Here is a 26,387-nt window from a genome sequence, read left to right as displayed (position 1 = left end):
GTGCTCGCGCCGCCGGACCCCGCCGCCCGCCTGCGGGTGGCGCTCTGGCAGGCCGCGGGCGCACCCGGGCAGGTGGAGGCGAACCTGCAGCGGCTGGACGCCGCGGCCGCCGCGGCCGCGCAGCGGGGAGCGCAGGTGCTGGTCTCCCCGGAGCTGTTCGCCACCGGGTACGCGATGGACGCCGGCGCGGGCGGGGAGCACGTGGAGGCCGCCGTGCGCGCCACCGCCGCCCGCACCGGGGTCGCCCAGGTGTGGTCCGAGCCGTGGGACGGAGCGATCACGGCGGCGGTGTGCGACGGGTCAGGGCGCCTGCTCGGGCGCTACCGCAAGGTGCACCTGTGGGGGCCGGGGGAGCGGGGGGCGTTCGCGCCCGGCGCCGCGGCGCCCCTGGTCGTGCGCCTCGGCGGGCTGCGGGTGGGCGTGGCGGTCTGCTTCGACGTGGAGTTCCCCGAGACCGCCCGGGCCGCCGGGCTGGCCGGCGTCGACGTCCTGTGCGTGCCGACCGCGATCGAGGAGCCGGCGGTCGCGCAGGTGCTGCTGCCCGCCCGGGCGCTGGAGAACGGGATGGCGCTGCTGTACGCCAACCACGCCGCCGGCCTGCGCGCCGACGGGCTGCTCTTCTGCGGCGGCAGCGTCGCGCTGGGGCCGGACGGTTCAGCCCTGGCCAGGGCCGGGCACGGCGAGGAGCTGCTCGTGGCGGACGTCAGCGGGCAGGAGGTCGCCGCGGTCCGCGACCGCTTCCCCTACCTCGCGCAGCTGCGCGAGCACGTCTACCGCGACTGGACCGACCGGACCGACCGGAGCGAGGGGAGCGGCGTCGGGGACGAGCCCGCGTGAGGGCTCCTCCGAGCGGGTACTGCAGGTGCGGGTGGCGACGCCGGCCCCGCAGGAGGAGGACACTGGTCGTCGGCCGCCGGCAGGACGCCGCGGCCGGGACGTGGCGCCGCCCGTTCGAGCAGTCGTTGCGAGCAGTCGTGGATGCAGGAGCAGAAGGATGCCTCAGGGCACGGTGAAGTGGTTCAACGCGGAGAAGGGGTTCGGGTTCATCGAGCCCGACGACGGGGGGCAGGACGTCTTCGTCCACTTCTCGGCCATCGCTGACACGGGCGGGTTCCGCAGCCTGGACGAGGGTCAGCGGGTGGAGTACCAGGCCAGCCAGGGGCAGCGGGGGCTGCAGGCCGACCACGTCGAGACCGTCGGCGGTGCTCCCCAGCGCCCCGCCGGCCGCGGCGGGTTCGACCGCGGTGGGGACCGCGGCTACGACCGGGGCTACGACCGCGGCGGGGACGACCGCGGCTACGACCGTCCCCGTGGCGGTGGCGGTGGCGGCGGTGGCGGTGGCGGTGCGGCCGGTTCGGGCACGGTGAAGTGGTTCAACGCGGAGAAGGGGTTCGGGTTCATCGAGCCCGACGACGGCAGCCCCGACGTGTTCGTGCACTACTCGGCGATCGCCGGCGGTGGTGGCTACCGCAGCCTGGAGGAGGGCCAGCGGGTGGAGTTCACCTCCAGCGCCGGCCAGAAGGGCCCGCAGGCGGACCGGGTGGAGGTCTCCGGCGGAGCCCCGGCGCGCGGCCACGACGACCGCGGTGGTCGCGGTGGCCACGAGCGCGGTGGCTACGACCGCGGCGGGGACGACCGCGGCTACGACCGTCCCCGTGGCGGTGGCGGCGGTGGCGGTGGCGGTGCGGCCGGCTCGGGCACGGTGAAGTGGTTCAACGCGGAGAAGGGGTTCGGGTTCATCGAGCCCGACGACGGCAGCCCCGACGTGTTCGTGCACTACTCCGCCATCAACGACCGGGGCGGGTACCGCTCGCTGGAGGAGGGCCAGCGGGTGGAGTTCACCTCCAGCGCCGGCCAGAAGGGTCCCCAGGCGGACACCGTCGACCCCCTCTGACACCGCTGAGGACCAGGGACGCGCCCGCGTCCTCAGCGCCTCAGCCTCCCCGAGCGGGCGGTGGCCTCCGGGCCACTGCCCGCTCGTCGTGCACCCGCGTCCTCGTTGGGGGAGCTCCGGCCGGTCCCCGACCTCGGTGGAACGCCGAGGGAGCCTTGCGCATGGCGGTGAGGGGGCGCGAGGGAAGTCCTCCCTCGATGCGACGTGCTGCGGCATCGCTTCAGGGAAGGGGAGTGCCGCGACGACACGGCGGCGTGGTGATCATGGATGGGTGGCGTCGGGGGAGTGCGGCAGCCGACGAACGCCGTCCGGCTCGGGGTGACCGCAGGTCGTCCCGGACGCTCGCGTGACTGCCGAGCGGGCCCTCGCGCGCCGGCGGTGCGGGTCGAGAACGGGGTGAGCCGCGGGGAGACACCCGGCTCGTCGTGGTGCGGACGACCGCCCACGGGCGCATGGTCCTCGCCGTCGTGCAGCGTCGAGGGCGGCCTCACGGCTGACGGGTCTCGCGGGCTGCAGCCGCTGCCGGGCGGTGACGCACTGCGGTGGCGCACTGCGGTGCGCGGGTGGTCCGTGTGCGAGGGTGGGAGCCGGAGCCGGCTGCTGGACCCGGTGGTACCTGGAGCGGCGCTGGCGGACGTCGTCCCGGCTCCGCGGCGCCCCAGCGCAACCGCCGATAATCGACGTTATGTCATTACGGGGGTGGCTGGGCCCTTCGCGGACCGCGCTGCACACCCGGTGCGGCGCCCGCTCCCCTGCAGGGCGCGTGGATGAGGCAGCACGGCGCTGGTGGAGTCCGCCGCGGACTCCACCAGCGCCGTGCCAGCGCCGTGGTCGTGCTGGAGTGCCGAAAGCCGTGCCTGGAGCCCGAGGCCGTGCCCGAAAGGCGTGCCCCCGGGCGTCAGGCGTCAGGCCGTGGTCGTCGCCGCGTCGGTCCTGGATGCGTCGTCCTCGGGGTTCCAGTCCTCGGCCTGCCAGCGGTAGAACGGCGTGGCCACCGAGTCCCTCGGGCTCTGCCAGGTCTCCGGGCGGTAGGGGCTGAGGTAGGGAGCCAGGTCGTGCATGATCTTGGCGAACGCCGGCCGGTGCGACTCGTGGTTGGCCCGCACGGCCGCGGCCTTCTCCTTGTCCTGCTCCAGCAGGTGCACGAAGACGTCCTCCATCGAGTACAGCCAGCGCCCGGTCACCCCGGTCTCGGTGGGCAGCCCTCCGGCGTCGGAGTCGGCGAAGACGCGGGCGACGTCGTCCTCGGCGCCGGGCTTCATCCGCTGCACGATCACGGTCAGCTCCCGGTCGGGTGAGACCTCCCCCTCGGGGACCCAGGAGTAGAACGGCTTGGCCACCGAGTGCGAGGGGTTCTGCCAGTAGCTCGGGTACGGCGTCACGTACGGGGCGATCTGCTCGGCGATGTCCTGGAAGGCGGGCAGCCCGCGACGCTGACCCGAGACCGCCGGGTCCTCCTTGCGCTCGATCACGTGCAGGTACAGGTCGTGGTGGGAGAGCAGGATCCGCCCGATGACCCCGAGGTCCTGCGGGCGGGTGAGCGGGTCGTAGTGGGCGAAGACGGGCCCGACCTCGTCCTCGCTGCCGGGGACCATGCGGCAGACGATCACGTTCCGGAACGGACGGAAGACCATGACTGCTCCTGTGGGTGGGATCGGTGCGGTCGGTGCGGTCGGTGCGGGGTGGGCTCTCAGGCGCTGGCTGCGGCGCCGACGGGCACCGGGGTGAAGCGCAGCGGCAGCTCCAGCAGCCCCCGGAACGGGGAGGCCCCGGGCAGGCGGCGCACCTGCTCGGCGGGCACGGCCAGGGCCAGGTCGGGCAGGCGGCGCAGCAGCCCGGCCAGAGCCACCTGGATCTCCATGCGGGCCAGGGAGATGCCCAGGCAGAAGTGGATGCCGTGCCCGAAAGCGATGTGGGAGGTGTCCTCGCGGTCCAGGCGCAGCACGTCGGGGTCCTGCGCGTGCGCCGGGTCGTGGTTGGCCGCGTTGATGGCCACGGTGACGATGGAGCCGGCGGGGATGTGCACTCCCCCGTACTCCACGTCCTCGGTGGCGATGCGGGGGCTGGCGATGGGCACCGAGCCGTCGAAGCGCAGCAGCTCCTCCACCGCGGCCGGCAGCAGCTGCGGGGAGGCCTTCAGCAGCGCCAGCTGCTCGGGGTTGGTCAGCAGCGCCACCACGGCGTTGCCGAGGAAGTCCGAGGTGGTCTGGTGCCCGGCGAACAGCAGCAGGAAGGCGGTGGAGACCAGCTCCCGCTCGGACAGGCGCGCCTGCTCGTCGCGGGCGGCGATCAGGGCGGTGAGCAGGTCGTCCTGCGGCTGCTCCCGCTTGCGGGCGATCAGGTCCGAGAGGTAGTCCGCCAGCTGCTGCTGGGCGTTCTGCACGGCGAGGCGGTCCTCCTCGGTGCCGCGCCCGGCGCCGCCGCGGCTGCGGATGATGTGGGTGACCTCGAAGAAGTGCGTGCGGTCCTGCTCGGGCACCCCGAGCAGGTCGCTGATCACGGTCACCGGCAGGGGGAAGGCGAAGTCCTCCATCAGCTCCGCGCGCCCGGTGGGCGCGAAGGCGTCGATGAGGTCGTCGACGACGCGCTCGACCTTCGGGCGCAGCGCCTCCACCCGGCGGGGGGTGAACGCCTGGGTGACCAGGCGGCGCAGGCGGGTGTGCTCGGGCGGGTCGGAGTTGAGCATGTTCTGGTTCAGCAGCGCGGAGTTGGGCCCGAAGAACTTCAGGTAGTCCTGGCGCGGCCCGTACAGGTCCTTGCTCAGGCGGGCGTCGGAGAGCGCGGCCTTGGCGTCGTCGTAGCGGGTGATGAAGAAGGAGTCGAAGCGCGGGGAGCGCACCGGGCACACCGGCGTGGACTCGCGCACCCGCGCCCAGGTCGGGTACGGGTCGGCGGTGAAGGCGGGGGTGAACAGCTCGCCGGCGTCGATGCCCGAGACCTCCTCGCCGCCCTCGCCGCTGCTGCTCGCAGCGTGCTCGGGCTGGGTGCCTCGGACGTCCTCGCTGGTGTTGGTCACGTGCTTCTCCCCTGTCGGCTGCGCCCTGCGGGCCCTGCTCGTACGGCTCGTTCTCGGCGTGGTGCGGGTCGTTCTCGGCGTGGTGCGGCGTCGCGGGCGCTGAGGACCGCCGCGGGGCCTGTGCCAACGGGCCGCGCGGCGGGCGGCGTCGTGGGCGGTGCGCCTGACCGGTGGGGATCACGCCACCACGCGCGCTGCGCGGGCGCTACCCCCGCGGCGGGCTGTGCGGGTCGGCTGGCGCAGGTGTGACACCGCCTGGCGCACGTCTGCAGGCCGCCGCGGCAGGGCTGCGCCGTGCTCCTCCCCCACCTCGAGGTCGACCTCTGAGACGTCCTTCCACCACGACCCCCCAACTGATAACGGAAGCATGGTGATCCTCCCCAGACGGTCCCACCAAAAGGACCCGCGCGGCGCTACATCCATCATCGACGTCGCCAGGTGGGTGGCGGTGGTAGTGGGGGGAGCACGAGCGGGGTGAGCAAATGTTGGACAGCATGGTTCCGTTATCATGAGGGGATGAGCGTGCCCGGTGATGCAGCCCTGGTCGAGCGGTACCTGGCCTCCTTGATCGGCGGCCCCGACTCCACCCGCCGCCAGCGCTCCTGGGCCCTGCGCGAGCTGCTGGACCACCAGGAGCTCGACGCGCACGGCGAGGACGACCCCGAGCTGCCCGAGCTGCCCGGCCTCCTCCCGGCGCCCGGACCGCTGGCCGGCACCGACCAGCCCCAGGACACCGGCCAGGACACCGGCCAGGACATCGGCCAGGACACCGGCCAGGACATCGGCCAGGACATCGGCCACGACGCCCAGGGCTCCCAGGGCGCACCCCGCAGCGGCCCCGGGCACGAGGCCTGGCGCAGGGCCGGGCGCAGGGCCGAGCGCAGCGTCCTGGACCCCGACCTCGTCGCCGACTGGCTCGCCTCGGCCGGCTCAGGGCCGCGTCCGGCCTCCCTGCCCGGGCTGCGCGCCCGCGCCTCCGCGGTGCGCGCCCTGGCCGCCTACGCCGAGCAGCACGCCGGCGCCGCCCCCGGCACCCTCGAGGCGCTGCGCCCGGTCCTGAAGCTCGGCACCCCGATCGGGCCCGCGCTGGCCGACTCCCCTCGCGTGCGCCAGCTGCTGTCCCTGGCCGACCCCGACGCGCTGCCCTCCGGCGTCCTGCCGGCCGTGTGGAGCCGCTTCTGCGCCCACGTGCACCTGCTGGCCCTGTCCGGCTCCCGCGAGGACGTCCTGGCCGCCGTGCCCGTCACCGCCGTCGCCGCAGGCCGCCTGAGCATCGACGTGCCCGAGCAGAGCGGCTCCTGGGCCCTGCCCTCCCCCGCCCAGCGCGCCGTGACCGCCTGGCTCGACGCCCGCCAGACCGTCCTGAGCTCGCTGCGCGGCGGCGAGCCCAGCGCCCTGTGGGTGCGCGTGCGCCCCTCTACCGACCACCGCACCGGCGCGCTGCGCCCCGCCGGCCTGCCCCTGAGCGCCCGCGGCCTGCGCCTGGCCTTCACCACCACCCTGGTCGCCCTGGACCCCCGAGCGCCGCAGCTGCACGGGCTGAGCACCCACGAGGTCCGCTCCTACGCCCGCTACCGCCAGCTCTGACGACGCCAGCTCTGACGACGCCAGCTCTGACGACGCCAGCTCTGACGACCGTCCGAGCACCCCGGCCCGCTCCTTCCCCTCGCAGGTCGTCGCCGCTTCCTCACCGCCTCTCCAGCCCGCGCGCTCGTCCCTTCGGACCGCGACGTCTTCTCTGCACCTCCCTCGCACCGGAAAGCACGCGTCTCGGATAGGTCCCCGGCCGTCGGTGCTGTTCTCTGACACCCCCAGGTGGAGGTTTTCTGGTGCACGGTTCCGTTATCAGTACAGCGCGGAGCCGGTCGCAGGACGCCCGGTGCGCTTCCCGGACGGAGCGTCAGGCTCCGACGTCGGCCGGTGCGCCGAGGGCTGCGGCGCGCACGCGCAGGTCGTGCAGGGTCGCGTGCGCGATCTCGGCGAAGGGCGGGGCGTCCTCGGCGGCCGCCCAGCGCGCGAAGGCGGTGGTGACGGCGAGGACGCCGAGCTCGGCGCCCAGGCGCGCGCTCATCTCCTCCGCTCCGCGGGCGCGCAGCGCGTCCGCGACCGCCGAGGACAGCCGGGCGAGCTTGAGCAGCTCCCGCTCCTGCAGCTCGCTGGTGGCCGCGACCACCGACCGGCGCTGGCGGGCGAGCGCGTGCCGCTCGGGGGTGAAGGCGAGAGCGGCGGTGTCCAGCGCCGCCGCCAGGCACTCGATCGTCCTCGCCGAGGCAGGAGCATCGCGCACGGCGCCGGCGAGGAGGTCGGCGAGCACGTCCTGCCCGCCGAAGACGACCTCGCGCTTGTCCGCGAAGTGGCGGAAGAAGGTGCTGCGGGTCAGCCCGGCGCGGTCCGCGATCTGGGCGATGGTCGTCTCCTCGTACCCCTGCTCGACGAACAGGGCCAGGGCCGCGCTCTCGAGGCGCTCGCGCGCGTTCGGATCCCACCGGCCCACCGCGCCATCCTACGCGAGCGCCCCGAGTGATGGCATCGAGTCCCGTCAACTGGTACGGTCACGGCACTCAGTCTCGTCACATCGTCGGTCTCGTCACCTCGCCGGTCTCGTCACACCGTCGATCTCATGGATCCGCTCGCCCGTCTCGGGCGAGCGAGCGAAGGAGCGGTCATGCAGGTCTTCGTCACGGGCGCGTCCGGGTGGATCGGCTCCGCCGTCGTCCCCGAGCTCCTCGGCGCGGGTCACTCGGTGCTCGGGCTCGCCCGCTCCGACGCCTCGGCCGCCACGATCGCCGCCGCCGGCGCCGAGGTCCTGCGCGGGGACCTGGAGGACCTGGACGTCCTGCGCACCGGGGCGAGGAGCACCGACGCGGTCGTCCACCTCGCGTTTGACCACGACTTCAGTCGGTTCGAGGCCTCGGTGCGCGCCGACGCGCGCGTCGTGCAGGCGCTGGGGGCCGCGCTCGAGGGCACCGGCAGGGCCCTGGTCATCGCGTCCGGAACCCCCGCGGTGCCCGGGCGTGCGGCGACCGAGCACGACGAGCCCGCCACCGGCGGCCCTGCCGCGGCCCGCATCGCCACCGCCCGGGCCGCGCGGGCCACGGCAGCGCGCGGCGTCCGCTCCAGCGTGGTGCGCCTGCCCCGCTCGGTGCACGGCGACGGCGACGCCTCCGGGTTCCTCCCCCGCCTGATCGCCATCGCCCGCGAGCAGGGCGTCGCCGGCTGCGTCGGCGACGGGTCCGCCCGCTGGCCCGCGGTGCACGTCCTGGACGCCGCGCGCCTGTTCCGCCTCGCGGCCGAAGCGGCCCCCGCGGGATCGGTGCTGCACGCGGTCGCCGACGAGGCCGTCGCGGTCCGCGACATCGCCGCCGTGATCGGCCGCCACCTGCACCTGCCGACGGCGCCCGTCCCGGCCGAGCAGTTCGGCTTCCTGGGAGCGCTGCTGCGCGTCGACCAGCCCGCCTCCAGCGCCCTCACCCGCGAGCTGCTCGGGTGGAGGCCGGTGCAGCCCGGGCTCCTGCAGGACCTGGACGCCGGCCACTACTTCGGCTGAGCCCGTCCCTGCCCGTCCGCGGCCCGCAGCCAGAGCAGGCCGAGCACCGGCAGCACCAGCGGCACGTAGCCGTACCCGCTGCCGAAGCCCGACCACACCGTCGCGTCGGGGAAGGAGGCCGGGTCCACCACGCTCCAGGCACCCACGCCGAGCACCCCGACCAGCTCCACGCCCACCGCGACCAGCGCCACCCGGCGGGAGGCCGGCGTGGCGCGGGCGAGGGCCACCGTGGCCACCACGTACACCAGCGCCGCCACCGCGGAGAGCGCGTACGCCAGCGGCGCCCGCGCGAGGTGCTCGACCAGCTGCACCCCCGCCCGGGCGCTGGCCGAGACCGCGAAGACGGCGTACACCGCGATCAGCACCCGCCCGGGCCCGTGCCGCAGCGCGCGGACGCCGCGCGACCCGGACGCCGGGGCCGAGCCGGACGCCGGGGCCGACCCACGCACCGGCTCTCGCGTCGGTTCGGGGTACGGCTCAGGCACCCGCGCTCCAGACCTGCACCAGACGCACCACCAGCACCGCCGTCGCCAGCGCCGCCACGGCGAGCACGCCGGTGCCCCACCGGGTGCGCTCCCCCAGCGCCCACAGCACGCCCACCGGCATCAGCACCACCGAGGTCGCCAGGTACCCCCCGAACAGCAGCGGGTCCACCTCCCGCTGCCCGCGCGCCAGCAGCACCGCGCCCACCACGCCCTGCGCGATCAGCGCCACCTCCAGCAGCGCCGAGGAGAGCAGCTGCACGTCGTCGATGCGCCGCCCGCGCACGGTGGCCACCAGCGCGAGCAGCCCCACACCGGCGGCGAGCAGCCCCGTGGTCCACGCCAGCCAGCCGGTCACCGCGCCCCCACGGCTGCGCATCGTACGGAGCGCGCCTAGCCTTCCCGCGGTGACTCCCGACGCCACCTCTCCCGACGCGAGCAGCGCACGACCACCGGCCGAGCAGCCACCGAGCGCGCACCCCCAGCAGGGCAGGCAGGAGGGCAGGCAGGAGGGCAGGCAGGAGGGCAGGCAGGAGGGCAGGCAGGAGGGCAGGCAGGAGGGCAGGCAGGAGGGCAGGCAGGAGGGCAGGGTGGTGCTCGTGCGCCACGGTCGCACCGCCTGGTCCGCCACCGGGCGCCACACCGGCCTCAGCGACGTCCCCCTCGATCAGACCGGCCAGGCCCAGGCCGCGGCCCTGCCCGCGCTGCTGCGCACGCTGTTGCGCGGACGCGCCCCCGCCGTGGTGCGCACCTCTCCCCTGCAGCGGGCGCGGCTGACCGCCGAGCTCGCCGGGCTGCTCACCCCCGGCGCCGACGGCGCGCTCGACCCGGACCTGCTCGACCCGGACCTGGTCGAGTGGGACTACGGCGCGTACGAGGGGCGCACCAGCGACGAGATCCGCGCCGAGAGCGGGGACGACTGGCGCGCCTTCCGCGACGGCGTCGCGCCCACCTCGCCGACGGCGACGTCGTCCTCGTCGGCCACGGGCACGCGCTGCGCGTGCTCGCCGCCACCTGGCTGGACCTGCCCCCGCAGGACGCCGCCCGCCTGCCCCTGGGCGCCGGGTCCGTCGGCGTGCTCGGCGCGGAGCACGGCGTGCCCGGCATCGAGCACTGGAACCTCACCCCGGCCCTCTGCCCCGGCCCCGAGCAGGCCTGAGCGCGACCTGAGCCCGGGAGCGGAGGCCTACCCCTCGACGACGAGGAGCAGGTCCCCGCCCTCGACCTGCTGCACCGACCCGACCGCCAGGCGCGCGACCGTGCCGGCCACCGGCGTGGTCACCGCCGCCTCCATCTTCATCGCCTCGATCGTCGCGACCGTCTGCCCCGCGGCGACGGCGTCGCCCTCGGCGACGGCCGGGGTCACCACCCCGGCGAAGGGAGCGGCCACCTGGCCCGGCACGGACGGGTCCGCCTTCTGCGCGGCCTTGACGTCGACCTGCAGGGAGCGGTCGCGCACCTGCACCGGGCGCAGCTGCCCGTTCAGGGTCGCCATCACCGTGCGCATGCCGCGCTCGTCGGCGTCCCCGACGGCTTCCAGGCCGGCGATCAGGTTCACGCCGCGGTCCAGGGGGATCGAGTGCTCCTGGCCCCGGCGCAGCCCGTACAGGTAGTCGCGGGTGTCGAGCACCGAGACGTCCCCGTGCGCCTCGCGCACCCGCGCCAGCTCCGCGGTGGGAGAGGGGAAGAGCAGCCGGTTCAGCGCGTCGCGGCGCACCCGGCCCGCCTGCGCCAGCAGCGCGTCGTCCCCGGCGGCCAGCGCGGTGGTGCGCTCCGGGGCGCGCCGTCCCGACAGCGCCTCGGTGCGGAACGGCTCCGGCCACCCGCCCGGGGGGTCCCCCAGCTCTCCGGAGAGGAAGCCGATGACGGAGTCCGGCACGTCGTACTCCTGCGGGGCTGCCGCGAACGCCGCCGGGTCCGCGCCCACCGCCACCAGGTGCAGCGCGAGGTCGCCGACGACCTTCGAGGACGGCGTGACCTTCACCAGGCGCCCGAGGATGCGGTCGGCGGCGGCGTACATCGCCTCCACCTGCTCGAACTTCTCCCCCACGCCCAGCGCGATCGCCTGCTGGCGCAGGTTCGACAGCTGCCCGCCGGGGATCTCGTGGTCGTACACGCGCCCGGTGGGGGCGGGGATGCCGGACTCGAACGGGGCGTACAGGCGGCGCACCGCCTCCCAGTACGGCTCCAGGTCCATCACCGCGCGCAGGTCCAGGCCGGTGTCGCGCTCGGTGTGGCGCAGCGCGGCCACCAGCGCCGAGGCCGGCGGCTGGCTGGTGGTGCCGGCCATCGGGGCGCTGGCGACGTCGACGGCGTCCACCCCGGCGTCGACGGCCGCCATCAGCGTGGCCATCTGCCCGCCGGCGGTGTCGTGGGTGTGCAGGTGCACCGGGGCCTCGAAGCGCTCGCGCAGCGCGGCGACGAGGCGGCGGGCCGCGGGCGGGCGCAGCAGCCCCGCCATGTCCTTGATCGCGATCACGTGGGCGCCGGCGGCGGTGATCTGCTCGGCCAGGCGCAGGTAGTAGTCCAGGGTGTACAGCGCCTCACCAGGGTCGGACAGGTCCCCGGTGTAGCACAGCGCGACCTCCGCGAGCGCGGTGCCGGTCTCGCGCACGGCGTCGATGGCCGGGCGCATCTGCTCGACGTCGTTGAGGGCGTCGAAGATGCGGAAGACGTCGACGCCGGTGGCGGCGGCCTCGGCCACGAACGCGGACGTCACCCGGGTGGGGTAGGGGGTGTACCCGACGGTGTTGCGCCCGCGCAGCAGCATCTGCAGGGCCAGGTTGGGCATCGCCTCGCGCAGGGCGGCCAGGCGCTCCCAGGGGTCCTCCCCGAGGAAGCGCAGCGCGACGTCGTAGGTGGCCCCGCCCCAGCACTCCACCGACAGCAGCTGGGGAACGGTGCGCGCCAGGTGCGGGGCGACGGCGAGCAGGTCGCGGGTGCGTACCCGGGTGGCCAGCAGGGACTGGTGGGCGTCGCGGAAGGTGGTCTCGGTCACGGCCACCGGCACCTGCTCGCGCAGGGCGGCGGCGAAGGCCTCGGGGCCGAGGTCGGCCAGGCGCTGGCGGGACCCGGCGGGAGCGGGGGCCTCGAGGTCGACGTCGGGCAGCTTCGTCGCCGGGGCCAGCGCGGTCGGCGCCTCCCCGTGGGGCTTGTTGACGGTGACGTCGGCCAGCCAGGTCAGCAGCTTGGTGCCGCGGTCGGCCGGGGCGCGGGCGGACAGCAGCTGCGGGCGCTCCTCGATGAAGGAGGTCGACAGGTTCCCGGTGATGAAGTCCGGGTCGTCGAGGACGGCCTGCAGGAAGGAGATGTTGGTGCTCACCCCGCGGATGCGGAACTCCGCCAGGGACCGGCGCGAGCGGCGCACGGCGGTGGGGAAGTCGCGGCCGCGGCAGGTGAGCTTGACGAGCATGGAGTCGAAGTGGGCGCTGATCTCGGCGCCGACCTCGACCGTGCCGCCGTCCAGGCGCACCCCGGCGCCGCCGACGGAGCGGTAGGCGGTGATGCGCCCGGTGTCGGGGCGGAAGCCGTTGGCGGGGTCCTCGGTGGTGATGCGGCACTGCAGGGCGGCGCCGTTGACGCGGATGCTCTCCTGGGCCAGGCCCAGGTCGGTCAGGCCCTCCCCGGAGGCGATGCGCAGCTGCGCCTGGACGAGGTCGACGTCGGTGACCTCCTCGGTGACGGTGTGCTCCACCTGGATGCGCGGGTTCATCTCGATGAACACGTGCTGGCCCGCGCGCTCGCCGGTGGTCTCGACGAGGAACTCCACGGTGCCGGCGTTGACGTAGCCGACGGCGCGGGCGAAGGCGACGGCGTCGGCGCACAGCGCCTCGCGCAGCGCCGGGTCCAGGTTCGGGGCCGGGGCGATCTCGATGACCTTCTGGTGGCGCCGCTGCACCGAGCAGTCCCGCTCGTACAGGTGCACCACCTGCCCGCCTGCGTCGGCGAGGACCTGCACCTCCACGTGCCGGGGCCGCTGGACGGCCTGCTCGAGGAAGACGGTGGGGTCCCCGAAGGCGCCCTCGGCCTCGCGCATGGCCGTGGCCAGGGCCTCGGGCAGGGCGGCCTCGTCGTCGACGCGGCGCATGCCGCGCCCGCCGCCGCCGGCGACGGCCTTGACGAAGACCGGGAAGCCGACGTCGGCGGCGGCGGCGACCAGGGTCGGCACGTGCGCGGACGGCGCGGAGGAGCGCAGGACGGGGATGCCGGCCTCGCGGGCGGCCGCGAGCGCGCGGACCTTGTTGCCGGCCAGCTCCAGCACGTGCGGTGGAGGGCCGACGAAGGTGATGCCGGCGGCCGCGCACGCCTCGGCCAGCCGCGGGTTCTCCGACAGGAAGCCGTAGCCGGGGTAGACGGCGTCCGCGCCGGCCTCCCGGGCGACGCGCACGACCTCCTCCACATCGAGGTAGGCGCGCACCGGGTGCCCCACCCGCCCGATCCGGTACGCCTCGTCGGCCTTGATCCGGTGGGTGGCGTTGCGGTCCTCGTGGGGGTAGACGGCCACGGTGCGGGCGCCGAGCTCGTAGGCCGCCCGGAAGGCGCGGACGGCGATCTCGCCGCGGTTGGCGACCAGGACCTTGCGGAACACGGGGGCCTCCTGCTGTGCCGGCTGCTCGGTCGGCGGGGTCGGCCGGGTCGGCGACCGTCGCGGAGGCTACCTGCCGGCCCGCGCCCGCGGGTGGGCGCGGTGCGTCCTCACCCGTCCGCGGCGCTGGGCCGCCCGCCGCCCGGCTCGCCGGCCTGCTCGCTGCCCGGCCCGCCGCCCGAGGAGTCGCTGGGAGGAGCGCCGGGTCCGGCGCCGGGTCCGGCGTCGCGCAGCTGCTCGACGGCGGCCAGCGCCCGGCGCAGGTCCGCCAGCCAGGTCTCGGTGTGCTCGCCGACCAGGCGCACGCACCAGGCGAGGGCCTCGCTGCGCGAGCGGGCGACGCCGGCGTCGACGAGGGTGTCCAGCACGATCCGCTCGGGCTGGCGCAGGCGCGTCATCGCCGGCACCGAGGCGCGGGTGAACACCTGCTCGTGCTGCCCCACCCGGGCGCCCCAGGCCACGGTGCGGCCCCAGCGCTCCTCGACCTCGCGGGCGATGCGGATCCGCTCGTCGCGGGTCTCCTCCCGAAAGCGCGCGATGCGGCCGGCCGCGGCCGCCCGCTCCAGCTCCTCCTGCCCACCACCGCCGCTCCCACCGCCGGCCTCGTGACCGGCCTCGTGACCGACGCCGTGGTCTGCGGCGACCGGCGGTGCGGGGGCGTCCAGGGGACCGACGACCGTGACCTCGTCGCGGTCCACGGTCAGCTGCACCGGACCGGTGAACCAGCCCTCGGGCAGGCGGCCGGTGAGCCAGGCGCGCAGGTCGTGCACGGGCGGCGGCGCTCCCTCGCGCCCACCGCGCCCCGCTCCCCCGACTCCTCCCGGCCCACCGGGTCCCCCCGGTCCGCCGCGTCCTCCTCGTCCGCCCGGCCCGCCCGGCCCGCCGGGTCCGTGCCCGTGCCGGCCGCCCGGGCCCGTCCTGATCATCATCGTCGTGGTCCCCCTCGGTCGTCCCCACGCCGCCCAGCGTGATGATTACAGCATTACGATGCGATGCCCGGATGTCCAGCGGCGCGCCCCGTCGCGTGCCCGCCGTGCCGAGGACCGCCGCCACCACCCGCACCGTCGAGCTGGCCGGGCTGCCCGAACTCCTGCCACCCGCGCCGCCTGACCGCCGCCCTCGCGGCGCGTTCCTCCTGAGGGGACCGGCTCAGGGCAGCGGCCAGGTGTGCACCGGCTCGTTGGCGTGCATGCCCTCCACGTAGCGGGCGAGCATCCCGCGCAGCGCGGCCACCCGGTCCGCGCCCCGCTCCTGCAGGGCCCGCACGGTGCGCACCTGCCAGACCGCGCCGGTCATCCCGCTCGCGGCGCGCGCCTGCGCGACGTCCAGGTAGCGGTCGATCGCCTCGCGGGGCACCCCGTAGCGGGCCAGGCCGTCGGCGGCCATCGGGATCACCCGCTCCAGCAGCAACCGGTCCACCGGCTGCTCCTTCGCCCGCCCGTCGCGTCCGGGCCAGGTCACGCGCGCTGCCAGCCCGTCGCGGGCGCAGTCCTGCAGGCCCGCCAGCGCCGCCTGCGCGGGGAGCACCTGCGGCAGCGGCGGGCCGTCCTCGACGAGGACCCGCACCGCCCCGTAGTACACGGCCGCGTTCGCCAGGACGTCGAGGACCGTGGGCCCGGCGGGCAGGACGCGGTTCTCCACCCTCAGGTGCGCCTGGCCCCCGGCGACGTCGTAGATGGGCCGGTTCCAGCGCCAGATCGTGCCCCCGTGCAGGCACAGCTCGTGCAGGGACGGCGGGCGGCCGGCCTCCAGCGCCGCGACGGGGTCCTCCTCGCCCAGGTCCGGCAGCAGGGGCGGGAACCAGCGCACGTTCTCGGCGAACAGGTCCAGCACGCTGCTCGCCCAGCCCTCCCCGGGGAAGACCCGCGGGCGCACCCCCTGGGCGACCAGCTCCACCGTGCGGGTGTCGGTGGACTGGGTGAACACCGGGATGCGCGTCTCCGCCCACAGCTGCCGGCCCAGGCCGAACGGGGAGTTCGCGCCCAGGGCGACCTGCGGGCCCATCAGCAGCTGCGCGGCGTTCCAGGTGGCGGCGAAGTCCTCCGGGGCGACCTTCAGGTGCAGCTGGGTGCTCGTGCACGCGGACTCGGGCGCGATGGAGGGGGTGCTCAGGCTCAGCCGCTCGCTGCCCGGCACGCCCGCCGGGCCGCTGATGTCGAGGACGACGTCCTCCCCGCGCGCGGCCAGGACCGCCTCCTGCAGCGCCCGGTAGCGCGGGGTGGGGGTCATCCACTCCCCGCTCAGGTGCTCGGGCAGCAGCGTGGGCAGCAGGCCGGTCATGAGGATGCGGGCGCCGGTGGCGGCCGCGGTGGCGTCGGCGGCGTCCAGGCGCTGGCGCAGCCGGGCCTCCAGGCCCGGCAGGCCCGAGGAGTCCAGCGAGCCCGGCGGCACGTTGAGCTCGAGGGTGTGCGCGCCGATCTCGGGCTGCAGGTCGGTGTCGTCGACGAGGTCGAGGACCGCGGCGTTGCCCGCCTTCGGCTGCAGGTCGCCGTCGACGAGGACGAGCTCGACCTCCATGCCGATCGTCGGCGGGGTCGCGTCGAAGCGGCACGGGGAGCCCGCCGGTGCGCTCGGGTGCTCCGCGAGCATCCGCTCGAGCACGCCCAGCTGCTGCACGAGGCGCTCCCGGAAGGCGGCGCGGTGCTCGCGGCCTGCGGCGTCGGCGGAGACCTGATGGCCCACGAGACCCCCTCGTCACCGGAGGCCCCCGGGCCTCCACCGGTGCGCACCGACGTCCGGGCGCCTAGCGTCGCGCGGGTGAGCACCCCGACCTCCGCCGCGCCCGATCCTGCCACCGGCGCGCCCGCGAGCGAGTCCCCGGTGGTCCCCGTGGTGGTGCTGGACCTGGACGGCGTGCTCGCCGACACCCGCCACCGCAGCCACCACCTGCGCCGGCGCCCGAAGGACTGGAACGCCTTCTTCGCCGCCGCGGCGCACGACCCGGTGCACCGCCAGGGTCTCGCGCTCGCGCACCGGGCGGTCGCGGACGGGGCGGTGGTGGTGTACCTGTCCGGGCGCCCGGAGCGCACCCGCGCGGCCACCGAGGCGTGGCTGCGCCGCGTCGGCGCGCCCACCGGGCCGGTGCTGCTGCGCGCCGACGGCGACCGGCGCCCCGCCCGGGTGGTCAAGGTCGCCGCCCTGCGCGCCCTGGCCCGCACCGCCGCCGCGGCGGTGCTCGTCGACGACGACCCGGACGTCGTGGCGGCGGTGCGCGCCGAGCCGGGGCTGGTGGGCGCGGTGGTGCACGCGGACTGGCAGCCGCGCGAACCCGAGGTGCACGCCGCCCAGGAGCGCGCCGGGCGCACCTGAGCCCGGCGCGCTCCTGGCGCTCAGCCGGCCAGCGCGGTGCCCTCCTCCGCGCCCTGCGCGGTGTGCTGCGCGCCGCCGTCCGCGGCGCCCTGCGCGGTGTCCAGCAGCGCCGTCAGGGGCGCGCGCAGGGACGAGCGACCCGCCTCCCAGCAGCTCAGGAAGTGCGCACCGGCCAGGTCGGCCACCGCCAGGCCCGCCGCCGCGCCGAACATGATGTCCCCGGTGCGCCACGGCTCCTGCGCGGCCAGGCCGGCGGCCAGGTCGCGCCCGACGATCTGCTCGTGCACGGCGTCGGCCTCCACGTGCTCGTCGAAGAACCACGTCACGTCCTTGTCGAAGCCGAGGCGGCGCAGGCCGTTGCCGTACAGGCGGTGCGGCAGCGAGGAGGTCATCTCGTACCCGGCCAGGTGGCCCACGACGGCGCCGAGCAGGCGCCGGTGCAGCCCGAAGAAGGTGACGGTGTTGACCACCGCGAGGCTGAGCGCCGGCACGGAGTCCAGGTGCTCGGTGTAGTCGTCCACGAGCCCGACGCCGCGCATGCTGCGCGCGAACAGCGCCGAGTGCATCCGCTCGGGCGACCCGCCGCCGTACTCGTCGGCCTGCACCTCCACCAGCGCCGCCTTCGGCGCTCCGGACAGGCGCGGGATCGCCCACGTGTGCGGATCGGCCTCGTTGAGCTGGTAGACGCTGCGGTGCACGAACCACTCGCGCCACTGATCCAGCGTCGCCCGGCGCGCCATGAACGCGGCCAGGCCCGGCTTGCCGTCCGGCGCGGTGAGCTCGAACAGGGCCTCGGCGACGTCCCCGGGCGCCACGTCCGGCGCCTGCACCAGCTCCCGCAGCGCCGCCTCCAGGTGCTCCTCGAGCACCGCGCGCGCGCCCAGCAGCTCCAGGTCCCACTCCCAGCGGTCCAGCAGCCCGCCCGCGCCGCGGTAGTGCGCTTCGTACAGCAGCCACAGCGCCAGCTGCAGGTCCTCGTCGCCGAGCACCTGCGCCGCCTCCCGCCCGGGCGCCACGGCGCGGGCGGCGGCCACCACGTCCGCGGCCGTCGCCCCCTGCCCCGCGACCAGGCGCAGCAGCGCCTCGCTGACGTCCCCGCGGGCCTGCGGCAGGCGCACCCGCGCCGCCTCCGGAGCCTGCACGCTCATCCTCGTCCGTCCTCCTCGATGTCCTCGTCCTGACCGGGCCGCAGCACCACCGCGGGTACCACCGCGGGTACCACCTCGGGCAGCGCCGCGGCCAGCGCCGCGGGCACCGCTGCGGGCACCGCCTCGCGCGGGGCGCCGCCAGCGGGTAGGCAGGTGCCATGCCCACCACGCACGACCCGCACGAACCGCACGACCCCCGCGCCGTTCCCACCGGCGACGCCGATGGTGACGCCGGTAGGAACGGCGCTGCGACGACCGCCGGTGCCACCGCCGGTGCGGTGCCGCCGGAGGTCAGCATCACCGTCTGCCCCGACGGGCCGCTGCTCGTGCGCGGCCCGGTCGTCGTCGCCGGCGCCGACGGCCGGCCGCTCGAGCAGCGCCGCCGCACGATGGCCCTGTGCCGCTGCGGCGCCACCGGCATCGCGCCGTTCTGCGACGGCTCGCACAAGGTGGTGCGCACCGGCCGCTGAGAGCACCCGCGTCCTCCCGCTGCCGCCGGACCACCCGCCGGAACCCCGGCCCCGCCCGACGCTAGGCGAGGGCGCACGCGTGCGCACCCCGTCGTCCTGCAGGACGACGGGGTGCGCACGCGGGAGGGGTCAGCCGGTGCGGCGCGCGGCGCGGCGGGCGGCCAGCTCGTCGGGGAGGTCGGAGGCGTCGTCGGCGCGCTCGCTCGGCAGGGACGCCAGGGCGCCCTCGACCTCGCTCCACACCCGGCCGACGGCGATCCCGAACACGCCCTGCCCGCCCTGGACGAGGTCGACGACCTCGTCGGCGGAGGTGCACTCGTACACGCTGGCGCCGTCGCTCATCAGCGTGATCCGCGCCAGGTCCTCCACGCCGCGCTCGCGCAGGTGTGCGACGGCGCTGCGGATCTGCTGCAGGGAGACCCCGGTGTCCAGCAGCCGCTTGACGACCTTGAGCACGAGGATGTCGCGGAAGCCGTACAGGCGCTGCGTGCCCGAGCCGGTGGCCGCCCGCACGCTGGGCTCCACCAGGCCGGTGCGGGCCCAGTAGTCCAGCTGGCGGTAGGTGATGCCCGCCGCCTTGCAGGCGGTGGGGCCCCGGTAGCCGACCTCCTCGTCCAGCGCCGGCCGGTCGTCGGCGAACAGCAGCCCCTGCGCCGCCGCGGTCGCCCCCCGGAGGCCTCCGCCGTCGCCCGTGCCGCTCACGCTGACCTCCCTCTCCCCGCCCCCCGGGCCGGCTGCCGTGCCGGCTCCGCAGGTGGAGCCGGCACCGCCGGCACCACCGGGAGGTCGTTCGAGCTCGACCGTACGGCCGCGCACGACCAGCGTCAATGCGCCCCGCCGGAGCCGATCGGGCGTGTCGCTCCCGGCGTGTCTCGACCTGAGGTCGAAGGTCAGGTACAGCTGGAGAAGGCCCTCACGGGCGGTCGGTGCCGGGCTGGTCCGGGCCCTCGGCCGGAGGGGCCTCGAAGTCCTCCGCGGAGACCTGGTCGAGGAACTCGCGGAACTTCTCGACCTCCTCCTCGTCCTCCTCCGGCACGGGCACGCCGCCCGCCTCCAGGACCGACTCGGCCCCGAGGATCGGGCACTGCACGCGCAGCGCCAGGGCGATCGCGTCCGAGGAGCGCGAGCTGATGGTCGTGCCGCCGTCGAGGACCAGCTCGGCGTGGTAGACGTTGTCCTGGACCGCGACGATGCGGACCTCGACCAGGCGGCGCCCGACCGCGGCGATCACGTCGCGCAGCAGGTCGTGGGTCAGCGGGCGGGGCGGGACGACGCCCTGCTGGGCGAAGGCGATGGCGCTGGCCTCCGGAGCGCCGATCCAGATGGGCAGGAAGCGGTCGCCGCCGCGCTCACGCAGCAGCACGATCGGGTTGTTGGAGGGCATCTCCACCCGGACGCCCACGACATCGAGCTCGCGCACCGCCCCACCGTAGCCCGCGCCGCGCGCGGGCGCGCCGGGCGCCGGCGATCTAGCCGCGCGGCCCCTCCAGGGCGCTGCGCAGCAGCGACTCGTGCAGGCGCAGCAGCGACCCGGCGATCTCGCGCCCGACCTCCTCCGCGCGCGCCCCTGCGCCGCCGCGCTGCTGGCGGCGCAGGGGGCTGACCACCTGCTCGACCAGGGCCGCCTCGCGCTCGGCGGCGGTGCGCAGCGGCCGCAGGTGGCGCGGCTCGATGCCGTGCTCGGCCAGCTCGCGCGCGCAGCGCACGACGTCCGCGGCATCCGCCGGGTACGTGCCCGCCGGGCTGCGCGCGAGCAGCCCGTGCTCCTCCAGAGCCTCCACCAGGCGCCCGTCGCCGCCGGCGAGGGCCACCAGGTCGGCGCGGGCGGCGCGCCCGCGCGCCGCGCCCGTCGGCGCCGCCTGCTCCTCGCGGCCCTCGCCCGCGGCGGCGTCCACGCGCCGCGGCGGGCGCACCGGCCCGCCGGGCAGCGCCGGGGGCTCCGCGCCGCGGTCCACGGCCGCCAGGTAGGCGCCGATCACCCGCAGCGGCAGGTACCGGTCGCGCTGGAGGGAGAGGACGAAGCGCAGCCGCTCGACGTCCGCGGGGCTGAACTTGCGGTACCCGCTGGGGGTCCGCTGCGGGGAGACCAGCCCCCGCTCCTCCAGGAAGCGCAGCTTGGAGTGGGAGACGTCGGGGAAGTCCAGCTGCAGCTCGGCCAGGACCTCCCCGATCGTCAGCAGCGGGGAGGGGACCGGGCGGCGCGCGGCAGCGTCCCCCGCAGGACCGGCCGTCACCGCCGCCTCACCGGTGCTTCCGGTAGGGGTGGAACGTCAGGCGGTACTTGCCGATCTGCACCTCGTCGCCGGCGTGCAGGACGACGTCGTCCACGCGGTCGCGGTTGACGTAGGTGCCGTTGAGGCTGCCGACGTCGCGCACCCGGAAGGCCTCGCCGTCGCGGACGAACTCCGCGTGCTTGCGCGAGACCGTCACGTCGTCGAGGAAGATGTCGCTGCTGGGGCCGCGCCCGGCGGTCGTGCGGTCGGCGTCGAGGAGGAAGCGGGCTCCGGCGTTCGGGCCCCGCTGGACCACGAGCAGCGCCGAGCCCTCGGGCAGGGCGTCGATGCTGCGCTGCTCGTCGGTGCTCAGGCCCGCCTCGAGGTCCTCGCCGCCGGGCGCGGCCGGGACCGCGGGGAACGACATGGTGGTGTCGGCGACCTCGCGGCGCGCCGGCAGGCCCTCGTCCTCGCGGTCGGCGCCGCGGCGCCTGCGCCGCAGCTCCTCGCCCTCGCTCACGGACCCTCCTCCGCTCGACCCGACAGCACCGACCTCGACAGCACCGACCTCGACGGCACCGGCGTGCAGCGCAGGTCCGCAGCCCGGACGATCATCAGGGTAGCGGTCGCGGACGGCGCCCACAGCCTCCACCGCAGCCTGAACCCGCCCTCACCCTCGACCTCAGGTGCAGACCCCGCCCGACTGACCCTCGCCGTGCCGGCTGACTCGGCTCACCCGCATCACCCGGCGCGGGTGATGCTGGCGCGGTAGCCGGCGGCGTCCAGCAGGCCCTCGACCGCCGCAGGGTCGTCCGGGCGCACCTCGAGCACCCAGCCGTCCCCGTACGGGTCGGAGTTGACGAGCTCCGGGCTGCCCTCCAGCGACTCGTTGCGGGCGGTGACGACGCCGCTGAGCGGCGCGTACAGGTCGCTGACCGTGGTCGTGGACTCCAGCTCCCCGCACACCGCGCCGGCCTCGACCCGATCGCCCAGCCGCGGCAGCGCGACGTAGACGATGTCCCCGAGCGCCCCCTCGGCGTAGGCGGTGATGCCGATCCGCACCAGCCCCTGCCCGGCCCGCACCCACCCGTGCTCCGGGGTGTACCGCAGGTCCTCGGGGCACTCCACGTCGGCCATCACGGACCCTTCGGGAAGCCAGGCCGGGGCCCGTGCCGCGCGCGGCGGAGCGAGGGCTACGAGCTGGAGGGGGGATCGGCCGGGCGAGCGTACTGAGGCTCGCTCGGCGCCCGCAACGCCGAGACCTCGACCACCTCGAGCTCCTCGACGGCGGCCGTGCCGCCCTCGCTGGTCACCGTGGGGATCACCCCGCCGGGGAAGTCCATGGCCGAGGCCAGGGTCTGCGCGCTGCCGATGGCGAGGAAGACGAACGGGGAGTCCAGCTCCTGCCCGTCGACGAGCACCGAGCCGTCCGCGGCGTCCACGAACGCGGTGCTGGCCACCACGCGCACGTCCCCGACCTGGATCGCCTCCGCGCCGGCGTCGCGCAGCTCCTGCACGGCGCCGAGCAGGACCGCCGCGTCGACCTCCGGGCCGGCCACGGTCAGGCGGATGCCCGGCCCGGTCGCGCCCGCGGTGCCGGCGAGGATCGACAGCTGCTCCAGGCGCTCCTGCGCCAGCTCGCGGGCGGCGGCGCTCTGGTCGCTGCTGCTGACCAGCTCGTCGCGGGTGCGCTCGAGCTCGCGCACCTCCCGCGCCAGCCGGTCCCCGCGGTCCCCGGCGTCGTCGAGCAGGCCGATCAGCTCGGACTGGCGCAGGGAGGTCAGGTCCTCCCCGGTGTTCGAGCGCACCTGCACCGCCAGGGCCAGGCCCAGCAGCAGGCACAGCAGGCCCGTGAACAGCTGCGCCCGCGTCGGGCGCGGCAGCAGGGCGGCCCGCAGCCGCGCCCGCCCGGCCGCCGACGGGTGCCGGCCACCGCCCCGCCGCACCTGCTCCTGCTGCCGCACCTGCGGGGCGGGGGGTCGCTGCTCGTGCTCGCTCATGCCCGGCTCACGCCTTGAACAGGTGCCGCCGGATCGCGGCGACGTTGGAGAAGATCCGGATGCCGAGGACGACGACGACGCCCGTCGACAGCTGGCTGCCGACGCCCAGCTGGTCGCCGAGGTAGACGATCAGGGCCGCGACCACGACGTTGGACAGGAACGAGACGACGAAGACCCGGTCGTCGAACAGGCCGTCGAGCAGGGCCCGCAGGCCGCCGAAGACCGCGTCCAGCGCCGCGACGACGGCGATCGGCAGGTAGGGCTGCAGCCAGGCGGGCACCGTCGGGTCGAGCAGCAGCCCGAGGACGATCCCGACCAGCAGGCCGAGCGCGGCGATCACGGGAGGGCCTCCTCGGCGGCGGGGACGTCGGCGGGCTCGGCGGCGGGGACGTCGACGGGGACGTCGACGCCGTCCGGCAGTGCCCGGGCGTAGGACAGCTGCTGCTGCTGGTGGGCGGGCAGGTCCAGCTCCTCGGCGGCCTGCAGCGCCACGCCGAGCCCGACGTCGCGCTGGGCCTGCGTCAGCCAGCTGCTGGCCCGGCTGAGCGCGAACCGCGCGGCGAGCGCGTTCGGGTCGCCGATCGCCTCGACCCGGTACGGCGGGGACAGCGGGCGGAAGTTGACCAGGACGGCGCTGCCGGCGTTGCGGATGGCCGTCGTCCCCGTCAGGCGCTCGCCGTTGATCGCCACCGCCTCCGCCCCGGCGCTCCACAGGCCGTTCGCGGTCACCTGCAGGTCCAGGTAGCTGACGCGGTGCAGCCCGTCCGAGGGCGCGCGCGGGTCGTCCGAGGCCGCGCCGTCCGGGGAGGGGCCGTCGTCCAGGGTCACCACCAGGCCCGGGCCGGTCACGGGCGCGGACCCCGAGGCCACCAGCAGCCCCGGATCGGCCTGCGGGGCGTCCGGCTCCCCCGCCAGCGCCCGCTCCTGCACCGCCGCCACCTGCGCGCGCAGGGCCTCCGCCTGCGCGGCGGCGCGGTCGGCGGCCGCGGTGCGCTCCTGGATCTGCTGCAGCAGCGCCGCGCGGTCCCCCGCCGGGGCCGGCACCCGCAGCTGCAGCACCGCCGCGGTCAGCAGCAGCCCGGCGAGCACGGCCGCCGCCGCGGTCCCGCCCGCCCGCCGCGACCAGCGCCACCCGGCGCCGGCACCGTCCCCAGCGCCGGCACCGGTGGTGGCCGCCTCGGCCCGGGCCGCGCGCTCGGCGGCCGCGGCCGCGTAGCCCGGGTCCAGGGGCCGCTCGGTGACCTCGCGCAGCAGCGTCATCGACGCGTCCGGGCGCAGCGCTGACCGGCCCCCCGGCGCCGCGTCGGCGGGCCGGCGCGGCGCGGGCGAGGGGGCGGGTCGGCGGGCGGGCGCGCTCACGAGCGGCCGACCTCGCTCGGGGCACCGGTGGAGGCGCGCGCCACCGGCGGGCCCGCGGCGCGCACGACCTGGCGCACCTGCCGCAGGTACAGCAGCCCCGCCCACCAGTACAGGCCGGTGCCCCACCACGCGAAGGCCCAGCCCAGGGCCCGGGCGACCTCCCCGACGCTGCCGGCGACCTCGCTGAGCAGGATCAGCGGGAACGCGTAGAGCAGGCAGAAGGTGGCCGCCTTGCCCAGGTAGTGCACCGGCAGCGGCCCGTACCCGGCGCGGGTGAGCACCGGCAGGGTGGCGAAGAGGAGGAAGTCGCGGGCGACGATGAGGACGACGACCCACCACGGCACCAGCTCGCGCCAGGCCAGGCCGAGCAGCGTGACGAGGATGTACAGCCGGTCCGCGGCCGGGTCCAGCAGCTGACCCAGGCGCGTCTCCTGGTGCCAGCGGCGGGCCAGGTAGCCGTCGACGTAGTCGCTGAGCCCGGAGGCGGCGAGCACCACCAGCGCCGCGACGTCGCGGTGGGTGAGGATCAGCCAGGCGAAGACGGGCACCAGGACGAGCCGCGAGAGGCTGAGCAGGTTCGGCACGGTCAGGACCCGGCTGCTGATCGCCGACTCGGGCACGGGCCCCCCTCCGCCACTCCGCTGGCGCAGGCGGTGGCGGCGGCCTCGCGAGGCCGCCGCCACCGCCTGCTCAGCACCGAGTCGGGACGGCGGGATTCGAACCCACGACCCCTTGACCCCCAGTCAAGTGCGCTACCAAGCTGCGCCACGTCCCGGAGCCCTCGCGGGCCTGCGCCCACCCTACCGCGACGACCGACCGCCCGGCGTCGGCTCCCTGCGCGCTGCGTCAGCCGCGCCCGCGGCGCTTCTCGCGCACCCGCACCGAGACCTCCACCGGCGAGCCCTCGAACCCGAACTCCTCGCGCAGGCGCCGCTCGAGGAAGCGGCGGTAGCCGGCCTCGAGGAACCCCGAGGCGAACAGCACGAAGCGCGGCGGCCTCGTCGACGCCTGCGTGCCGAAGAGGATCCGCGGCTGCTTGCCGCCGCGCAGCGGGTGCGGGTGGGCGGCGACGACCGCCCCGAGGAAGGCGTTCAGCCGCCCGGTGGGGATCCGCGCCTCCCAGGAGGCCAGCGCGGTGTCCAGGGCCGGGACCAGCCTGTCCACGTGGCGCCCGGTGCGCGCGGAGATGTTCACCCGCGGCGCCCAGCGCACCTGCACCAGGTCCTGCTCGATCTCCCGCTCCAGGTAGTACCGGCGCTCCTCGTCGATCAGGTCCCACTTGTTGAACGCCAGCACCAGCGCCCGGCCGGCCTCGACGACGGAGGAGATGATCCGGGTGTCCTGCTCGCTCAGGCGCTCGTTGGCCTCGAGCAGGACGACGGCCACCTCCGCCCGCTCCAGGGCCGCCTGGGTGCGCAGCGAGGCGTAGAAGTCCGCGCCCCTGGTCTGGTGCACCCGGCGGCGGATGCCCGCCGTGTCCACGAAGCGCCACGTGCGCCCCCCGAGCTCCACCAGCTCGTCGACGGGGTCGCGCGTGGTGCCGGCGGTGGGGTCGACCACGACCCGCTCCTCGCCGGCGAGCTTGTTGAGCAGGCTGGACTTGCCCACGTTCGGGCGCCCCAGCAGCGCCACCCGCCGCGGGCCCTGCTCGCTCGGCGCCGGCCGCTGCGGCGGCAGGGCGGGCAGCGCCGCGAGGACGGCGTCCAGCAGGTCGCCCGAGCCGCGCCCGTGCACGGCGGAGACCGGGTGCGGCTCCCCCAGCCCCAGGGACCACAGCGACGCCGCGTCGGCCTCCCCGCGCGCGTCGTCGACCTTGTTCGCGGCCAGCACCACCGGCTTGCCCGAGCGGCGCAGCAGCCGCACCACCGCCTCGTCGGTGGCGGTGGCGCCCACGGTCGCGTCCACGACGAAGATCACCGCGTCGGCGAGCTGGACGGCGACCTCGGCCTGCTCGGCCACCCGCGCGTCCAGGCCGGAGACGTCGACCTCCCACCCCCCGGTGTCGATGACCGTGAACGGCCGACCCGCCCACTCCGTGGTGTAGCTGACCCGGTCGCGCGTCACGCCCGGCACGTCCTGGACGACGGCCTCGCGCCGCCCCAGCACGCGGTTGACCAGCGTGGACTTGCCCACGTTCGGCCGCCCCACGACGGCGACCACGGGCAGCGGCCCGCTCCCCCCCTCCTCCGCCGCGCCGGGGGTGCCCTCGAGGACGGCGAGGTCCTCGGGGTTGAGGTCGTACTCCTCCAGGCCGGCGCGCAGCGCCCGCGTCGGGTCCGTGCCCGCGTTCCCGGCTGAGTCGTGCACGCTTCCGTTATCAGCTGCGGCCGGGGTGCTGCGGTCCTCGGTGCTCATGGTCGCCCT

26 protein-coding genes, 1 tRNA gene and 1 pseudogene are annotated in these 26,387 nt (G+C 76.1%); 7 read left to right on the top strand and 21 right to left on the bottom strand.

Going from position 1 to position 26,387, the window contains the following annotated elements:
• On the top strand, positions 1-837 hold the full coding sequence (locus tag BLS82_RS07660) for a nitrilase-related carbon-nitrogen hydrolase (RefSeq protein WP_176818988.1): 837 nt from the start codon (positions 1-3) through the stop codon (positions 835-837).
• Positions 838-994: 157 nt separating this feature from the next.
• Positions 995-1,894, top strand: a complete 900-nt coding sequence (locus tag BLS82_RS16750; RefSeq protein WP_369811054.1) for a cold-shock protein — start codon at positions 995-997, stop codon at positions 1,892-1,894.
• A gap of 905 nt (positions 1,895-2,799) precedes the next feature.
• On the opposite strand, the gene BLS82_RS07650 is transcribed toward BLS82_RS16750, so the two are convergent.
• Positions 2,800-3,528 (bottom strand): TcmI family type II polyketide cyclase, encoded by a 729-nt coding sequence (locus BLS82_RS07650; RefSeq protein WP_092863614.1) that lies wholly within the window; start codon positions 3,526-3,528, stop codon positions 2,800-2,802.
• Positions 3,529-3,584: 56 nt separating this feature from the next.
• Entirely contained in the window at positions 3,585-4,910 is a 1,326-nt protein-coding gene (locus BLS82_RS07645) for a cytochrome P450 family protein (protein WP_218123714.1), read from the bottom strand.
• A 516-nt stretch (positions 4,911-5,426) separates the two neighbouring features.
• Between BLS82_RS07645 and BLS82_RS07640 the strand changes: the two genes are divergently transcribed.
• A complete protein-coding gene (locus tag BLS82_RS07640) occupies positions 5,427-6,497 on the top strand; it encodes a hypothetical protein (RefSeq protein WP_092863611.1) in 1,071 nt (356 codons plus the stop codon).
• Positions 6,498-6,810: 313 nt separating this feature from the next.
• On the opposite strand, the gene BLS82_RS07635 is transcribed toward BLS82_RS07640, so the two are convergent.
• A complete protein-coding gene (locus BLS82_RS07635; protein ID WP_092863608.1) occupies positions 6,811-7,404 on the bottom strand; it encodes a TetR/AcrR family transcriptional regulator in 594 nt (197 codons plus the stop codon).
• Between the two features lie 171 nt (positions 7,405-7,575).
• Between BLS82_RS07635 and BLS82_RS07630 the strand changes: the two genes are divergently transcribed.
• Positions 7,576-8,457 (top strand): SDR family oxidoreductase, encoded by an 882-nt coding sequence (locus BLS82_RS07630; protein WP_092863605.1) that lies wholly within the window; start codon positions 7,576-7,578, stop codon positions 8,455-8,457.
• On the opposite strand, the gene BLS82_RS07625 is transcribed toward BLS82_RS07630, so the two are convergent.
• Positions 8,445-8,822, bottom strand: a complete 378-nt coding sequence (locus tag BLS82_RS07625; RefSeq protein WP_255378196.1) for a hypothetical protein — start codon at positions 8,820-8,822, stop codon at positions 8,445-8,447. The genes BLS82_RS07630 and BLS82_RS07625 overlap by 13 nt on opposite strands.
• A gap of 112 nt (positions 8,823-8,934) precedes the next feature.
• On the bottom strand, positions 8,935-9,297 hold the full coding sequence (locus tag BLS82_RS07620; RefSeq protein WP_218123828.1) for a hypothetical protein: 363 nt from the start codon (positions 9,295-9,297) through the stop codon (positions 8,935-8,937).
• On the opposite strand from BLS82_RS07620, the pseudogene BLS82_RS15670 reads away from it, so the two are divergent.
• Positions 9,209-10,098 (top strand): annotated as a pseudogene (locus BLS82_RS15670) (histidine phosphatase family protein). The gene BLS82_RS07620 and the pseudogene BLS82_RS15670 sit on opposite strands and share 89 nt — an antisense overlap.
• Positions 10,099-10,125: 27 nt before the next feature.
• On the opposite strand, the gene BLS82_RS07610 reads toward BLS82_RS15670, so the two are convergent.
• From BLS82_RS07610 to BLS82_RS07600, 3 genes are all read right to left on the bottom strand, one after another.
• Positions 10,126-13,527, bottom strand: a complete 3,402-nt coding sequence (locus tag BLS82_RS07610; protein WP_092863599.1) for a pyruvate carboxylase — start codon at positions 13,525-13,527, stop codon at positions 10,126-10,128.
• Between the two features lie 107 nt (positions 13,528-13,634).
• Positions 13,635-14,294 carry a hypothetical protein gene (locus BLS82_RS07605; protein WP_218123713.1) on the bottom strand — a complete coding sequence of 220 codons (660 nt, stop codon included), beginning with the start codon at positions 14,292-14,294 and terminating at the stop codon, positions 13,635-13,637.
• A 379-nt stretch (positions 14,295-14,673) separates the two neighbouring features.
• Positions 14,674-16,206: a glutamate-cysteine ligase family protein gene (locus BLS82_RS07600; RefSeq protein WP_092863596.1), complete on the bottom strand. Its 1,533-nt coding sequence runs from the start codon at positions 16,204-16,206 to the stop codon at positions 14,674-14,676.
• A gap of 75 nt (positions 16,207-16,281) precedes the next feature.
• Here BLS82_RS07600 and BLS82_RS07595 point away from each other — a divergent pair, with 75 nt between their 5' ends.
• Complete coding sequence (locus BLS82_RS07595) at positions 16,282-16,833, top strand: phosphatase domain-containing protein (protein WP_218123712.1); 552 nt, start codon at positions 16,282-16,284, stop codon at positions 16,831-16,833.
• Positions 16,834-16,853: 20 nt separating this feature from the next.
• On the opposite strand, the gene BLS82_RS07590 is transcribed toward BLS82_RS07595, so the two are convergent.
• Together BLS82_RS07590 and BLS82_RS16365 are read right to left on the bottom strand one after the other, a co-directional pair.
• On the bottom strand, positions 16,854-17,981 hold the full coding sequence (locus tag BLS82_RS07590) for an iron-containing redox enzyme family protein (RefSeq protein ID WP_218123711.1): 1,128 nt from the start codon (positions 17,979-17,981) through the stop codon (positions 16,854-16,856).
• On the bottom strand, positions 17,978-18,100 hold the full coding sequence (locus BLS82_RS16365) for a hypothetical protein (RefSeq protein WP_255378195.1): 123 nt from the start codon (positions 18,098-18,100) through the stop codon (positions 17,978-17,980). The genes BLS82_RS07590 and BLS82_RS16365 overlap by 4 nt, the downstream gene beginning before the upstream one ends.
• A gap of 39 nt (positions 18,101-18,139) precedes the next feature.
• Between BLS82_RS16365 and BLS82_RS07585 the strand changes: the two genes are divergently transcribed.
• Positions 18,140-18,451 (top strand): CDGSH iron-sulfur domain-containing protein, encoded by a 312-nt coding sequence (locus BLS82_RS07585; protein WP_092863593.1) that lies wholly within the window; start codon positions 18,140-18,142, stop codon positions 18,449-18,451.
• Positions 18,452-18,580: 129 nt separating this feature from the next.
• On the opposite strand, the gene BLS82_RS07580 is transcribed toward BLS82_RS07585, so the two are convergent.
• The 11 genes from BLS82_RS07580 to der all read right to left on the bottom strand — a co-directional run bounded on the left by BLS82_RS07580 (position 18,581) and on the right by der (position 26,378).
• Complete coding sequence (locus tag BLS82_RS07580) at positions 18,581-19,153, bottom strand: MerR family transcriptional regulator (RefSeq protein WP_092863590.1); 573 nt, start codon at positions 19,151-19,153, stop codon at positions 18,581-18,583.
• Between the two features lie 211 nt (positions 19,154-19,364).
• Positions 19,365-19,871 (bottom strand): bifunctional nuclease family protein, encoded by a 507-nt coding sequence (locus BLS82_RS07575; RefSeq protein ID WP_092863587.1) that lies wholly within the window; start codon positions 19,869-19,871, stop codon positions 19,365-19,367.
• A 49-nt stretch (positions 19,872-19,920) separates the two neighbouring features.
• Positions 19,921-20,685 carry a transcriptional regulator FtsR gene (locus BLS82_RS07570; protein WP_255378194.1) on the bottom strand — a complete coding sequence of 255 codons (765 nt, stop codon included), beginning with the start codon at positions 20,683-20,685 and terminating at the stop codon, positions 19,921-19,923.
• A 7-nt stretch (positions 20,686-20,692) separates the two neighbouring features.
• Positions 20,693-21,091 (bottom strand): FHA domain-containing protein, encoded by a 399-nt coding sequence (locus BLS82_RS07565; RefSeq protein ID WP_092864981.1) that lies wholly within the window; start codon positions 21,089-21,091, stop codon positions 20,693-20,695.
• 314 nt (positions 21,092-21,405) lie between these two features.
• On the bottom strand, positions 21,406-21,801 hold the full coding sequence (gene gcvH / locus BLS82_RS07560; protein WP_092863584.1) for a glycine cleavage system protein GcvH: 396 nt from the start codon (positions 21,799-21,801) through the stop codon (positions 21,406-21,408).
• 56 nt (positions 21,802-21,857) lie between these two features.
• Entirely contained in the window at positions 21,858-22,664 is an 807-nt protein-coding gene (locus tag BLS82_RS07555) for a DUF881 domain-containing protein (protein ID WP_092863581.1), read from the bottom strand.
• A gap of 7 nt (positions 22,665-22,671) precedes the next feature.
• On the bottom strand, positions 22,672-23,004 hold the full coding sequence (locus tag BLS82_RS07550) for a small basic family protein (RefSeq protein ID WP_092863578.1): 333 nt from the start codon (positions 23,002-23,004) through the stop codon (positions 22,672-22,674).
• Positions 23,001-24,023 carry a DUF881 domain-containing protein gene (locus tag BLS82_RS07545; RefSeq protein ID WP_092863575.1) on the bottom strand — a complete coding sequence of 341 codons (1,023 nt, stop codon included), beginning with the start codon at positions 24,021-24,023 and terminating at the stop codon, positions 23,001-23,003. Before BLS82_RS07545 ends, BLS82_RS07550 begins: the two co-directional genes overlap by 4 nt.
• The gene (locus BLS82_RS07540) at positions 24,020-24,643 is read right to left on the bottom strand and encodes a CDP-alcohol phosphatidyltransferase family protein (RefSeq protein ID WP_092863572.1); all 624 of its coding nucleotides are present in this window, start codon (positions 24,641-24,643) and stop codon (positions 24,020-24,022) included. The genes BLS82_RS07545 and BLS82_RS07540 overlap by 4 nt, the downstream gene beginning before the upstream one ends.
• Before the next feature lie 81 nt (positions 24,644-24,724).
• Positions 24,725-24,798 (bottom strand) — tRNA-Pro (locus BLS82_RS07535).
• Positions 24,799-24,869: 71 nt separating this feature from the next.
• A complete protein-coding gene (der, locus tag BLS82_RS07530) occupies positions 24,870-26,378 on the bottom strand; it encodes a ribosome biogenesis GTPase Der (protein ID WP_092863569.1) in 1,509 nt (502 codons plus the stop codon).
• Positions 26,379-26,387 lie beyond the last annotated feature (9 nt).

Source organism: Quadrisphaera sp. DSM 44207, assembly GCF_900101335.1.
Lineage (GTDB): Bacteria > Actinomycetota > Actinomycetes > Actinomycetales > Quadrisphaeraceae > DSM-44207.
Note: the sequence above shows the minus strand (reverse complement) of the source record. Positions and strands in the feature narration are given on the sequence as shown.

Coding starts and splice junctions, on each gene's coding strand:
- BLS82_RS07630 (WP_092863605.1), top strand. CDS start 7,576: ATGCAGGTCTTCGTCACGGGCGCGTCCGGGTGGATCGGCTCCGCCGTC.
- BLS82_RS07555 (WP_092863581.1), bottom strand. CDS start 22,664: ATGAGCGAGCACGAGCAGCGACCCCCCGCCCCGCAGGTGCGGCAGCAG.
- BLS82_RS07590 (WP_218123711.1), bottom strand. CDS start 17,981: ATGAGCGTGCAGGCTCCGGAGGCGGCGCGGGTGCGCCTGCCGCAGGCC.
- BLS82_RS07565 (WP_092864981.1), bottom strand. CDS start 21,091: ATGTCGTTCCCCGCGGTCCCGGCCGCGCCCGGCGGCGAGGACCTCGAG.
- BLS82_RS16750 (WP_369811054.1), top strand. CDS start 995: ATGCCTCAGGGCACGGTGAAGTGGTTCAACGCGGAGAAGGGGTTCGGG.
- gcvH (WP_092863584.1), bottom strand. CDS start 21,801: ATGGCCGACGTGGAGTGCCCCGAGGACCTGCGGTACACCCCGGAGCAC.
- BLS82_RS07650 (WP_092863614.1), bottom strand. CDS start 3,528: ATGGTCTTCCGTCCGTTCCGGAACGTGATCGTCTGCCGCATGGTCCCC.
- der (WP_092863569.1), bottom strand. CDS start 26,378: ATGAGCACCGAGGACCGCAGCACCCCGGCCGCAGCTGATAACGGAAGC.
- BLS82_RS07640 (WP_092863611.1), top strand. CDS start 5,427: ATGAGCGTGCCCGGTGATGCAGCCCTGGTCGAGCGGTACCTGGCCTCC.
- BLS82_RS07585 (WP_092863593.1), top strand. CDS start 18,140: ATGCCCACCACGCACGACCCGCACGAACCGCACGACCCCCGCGCCGTT.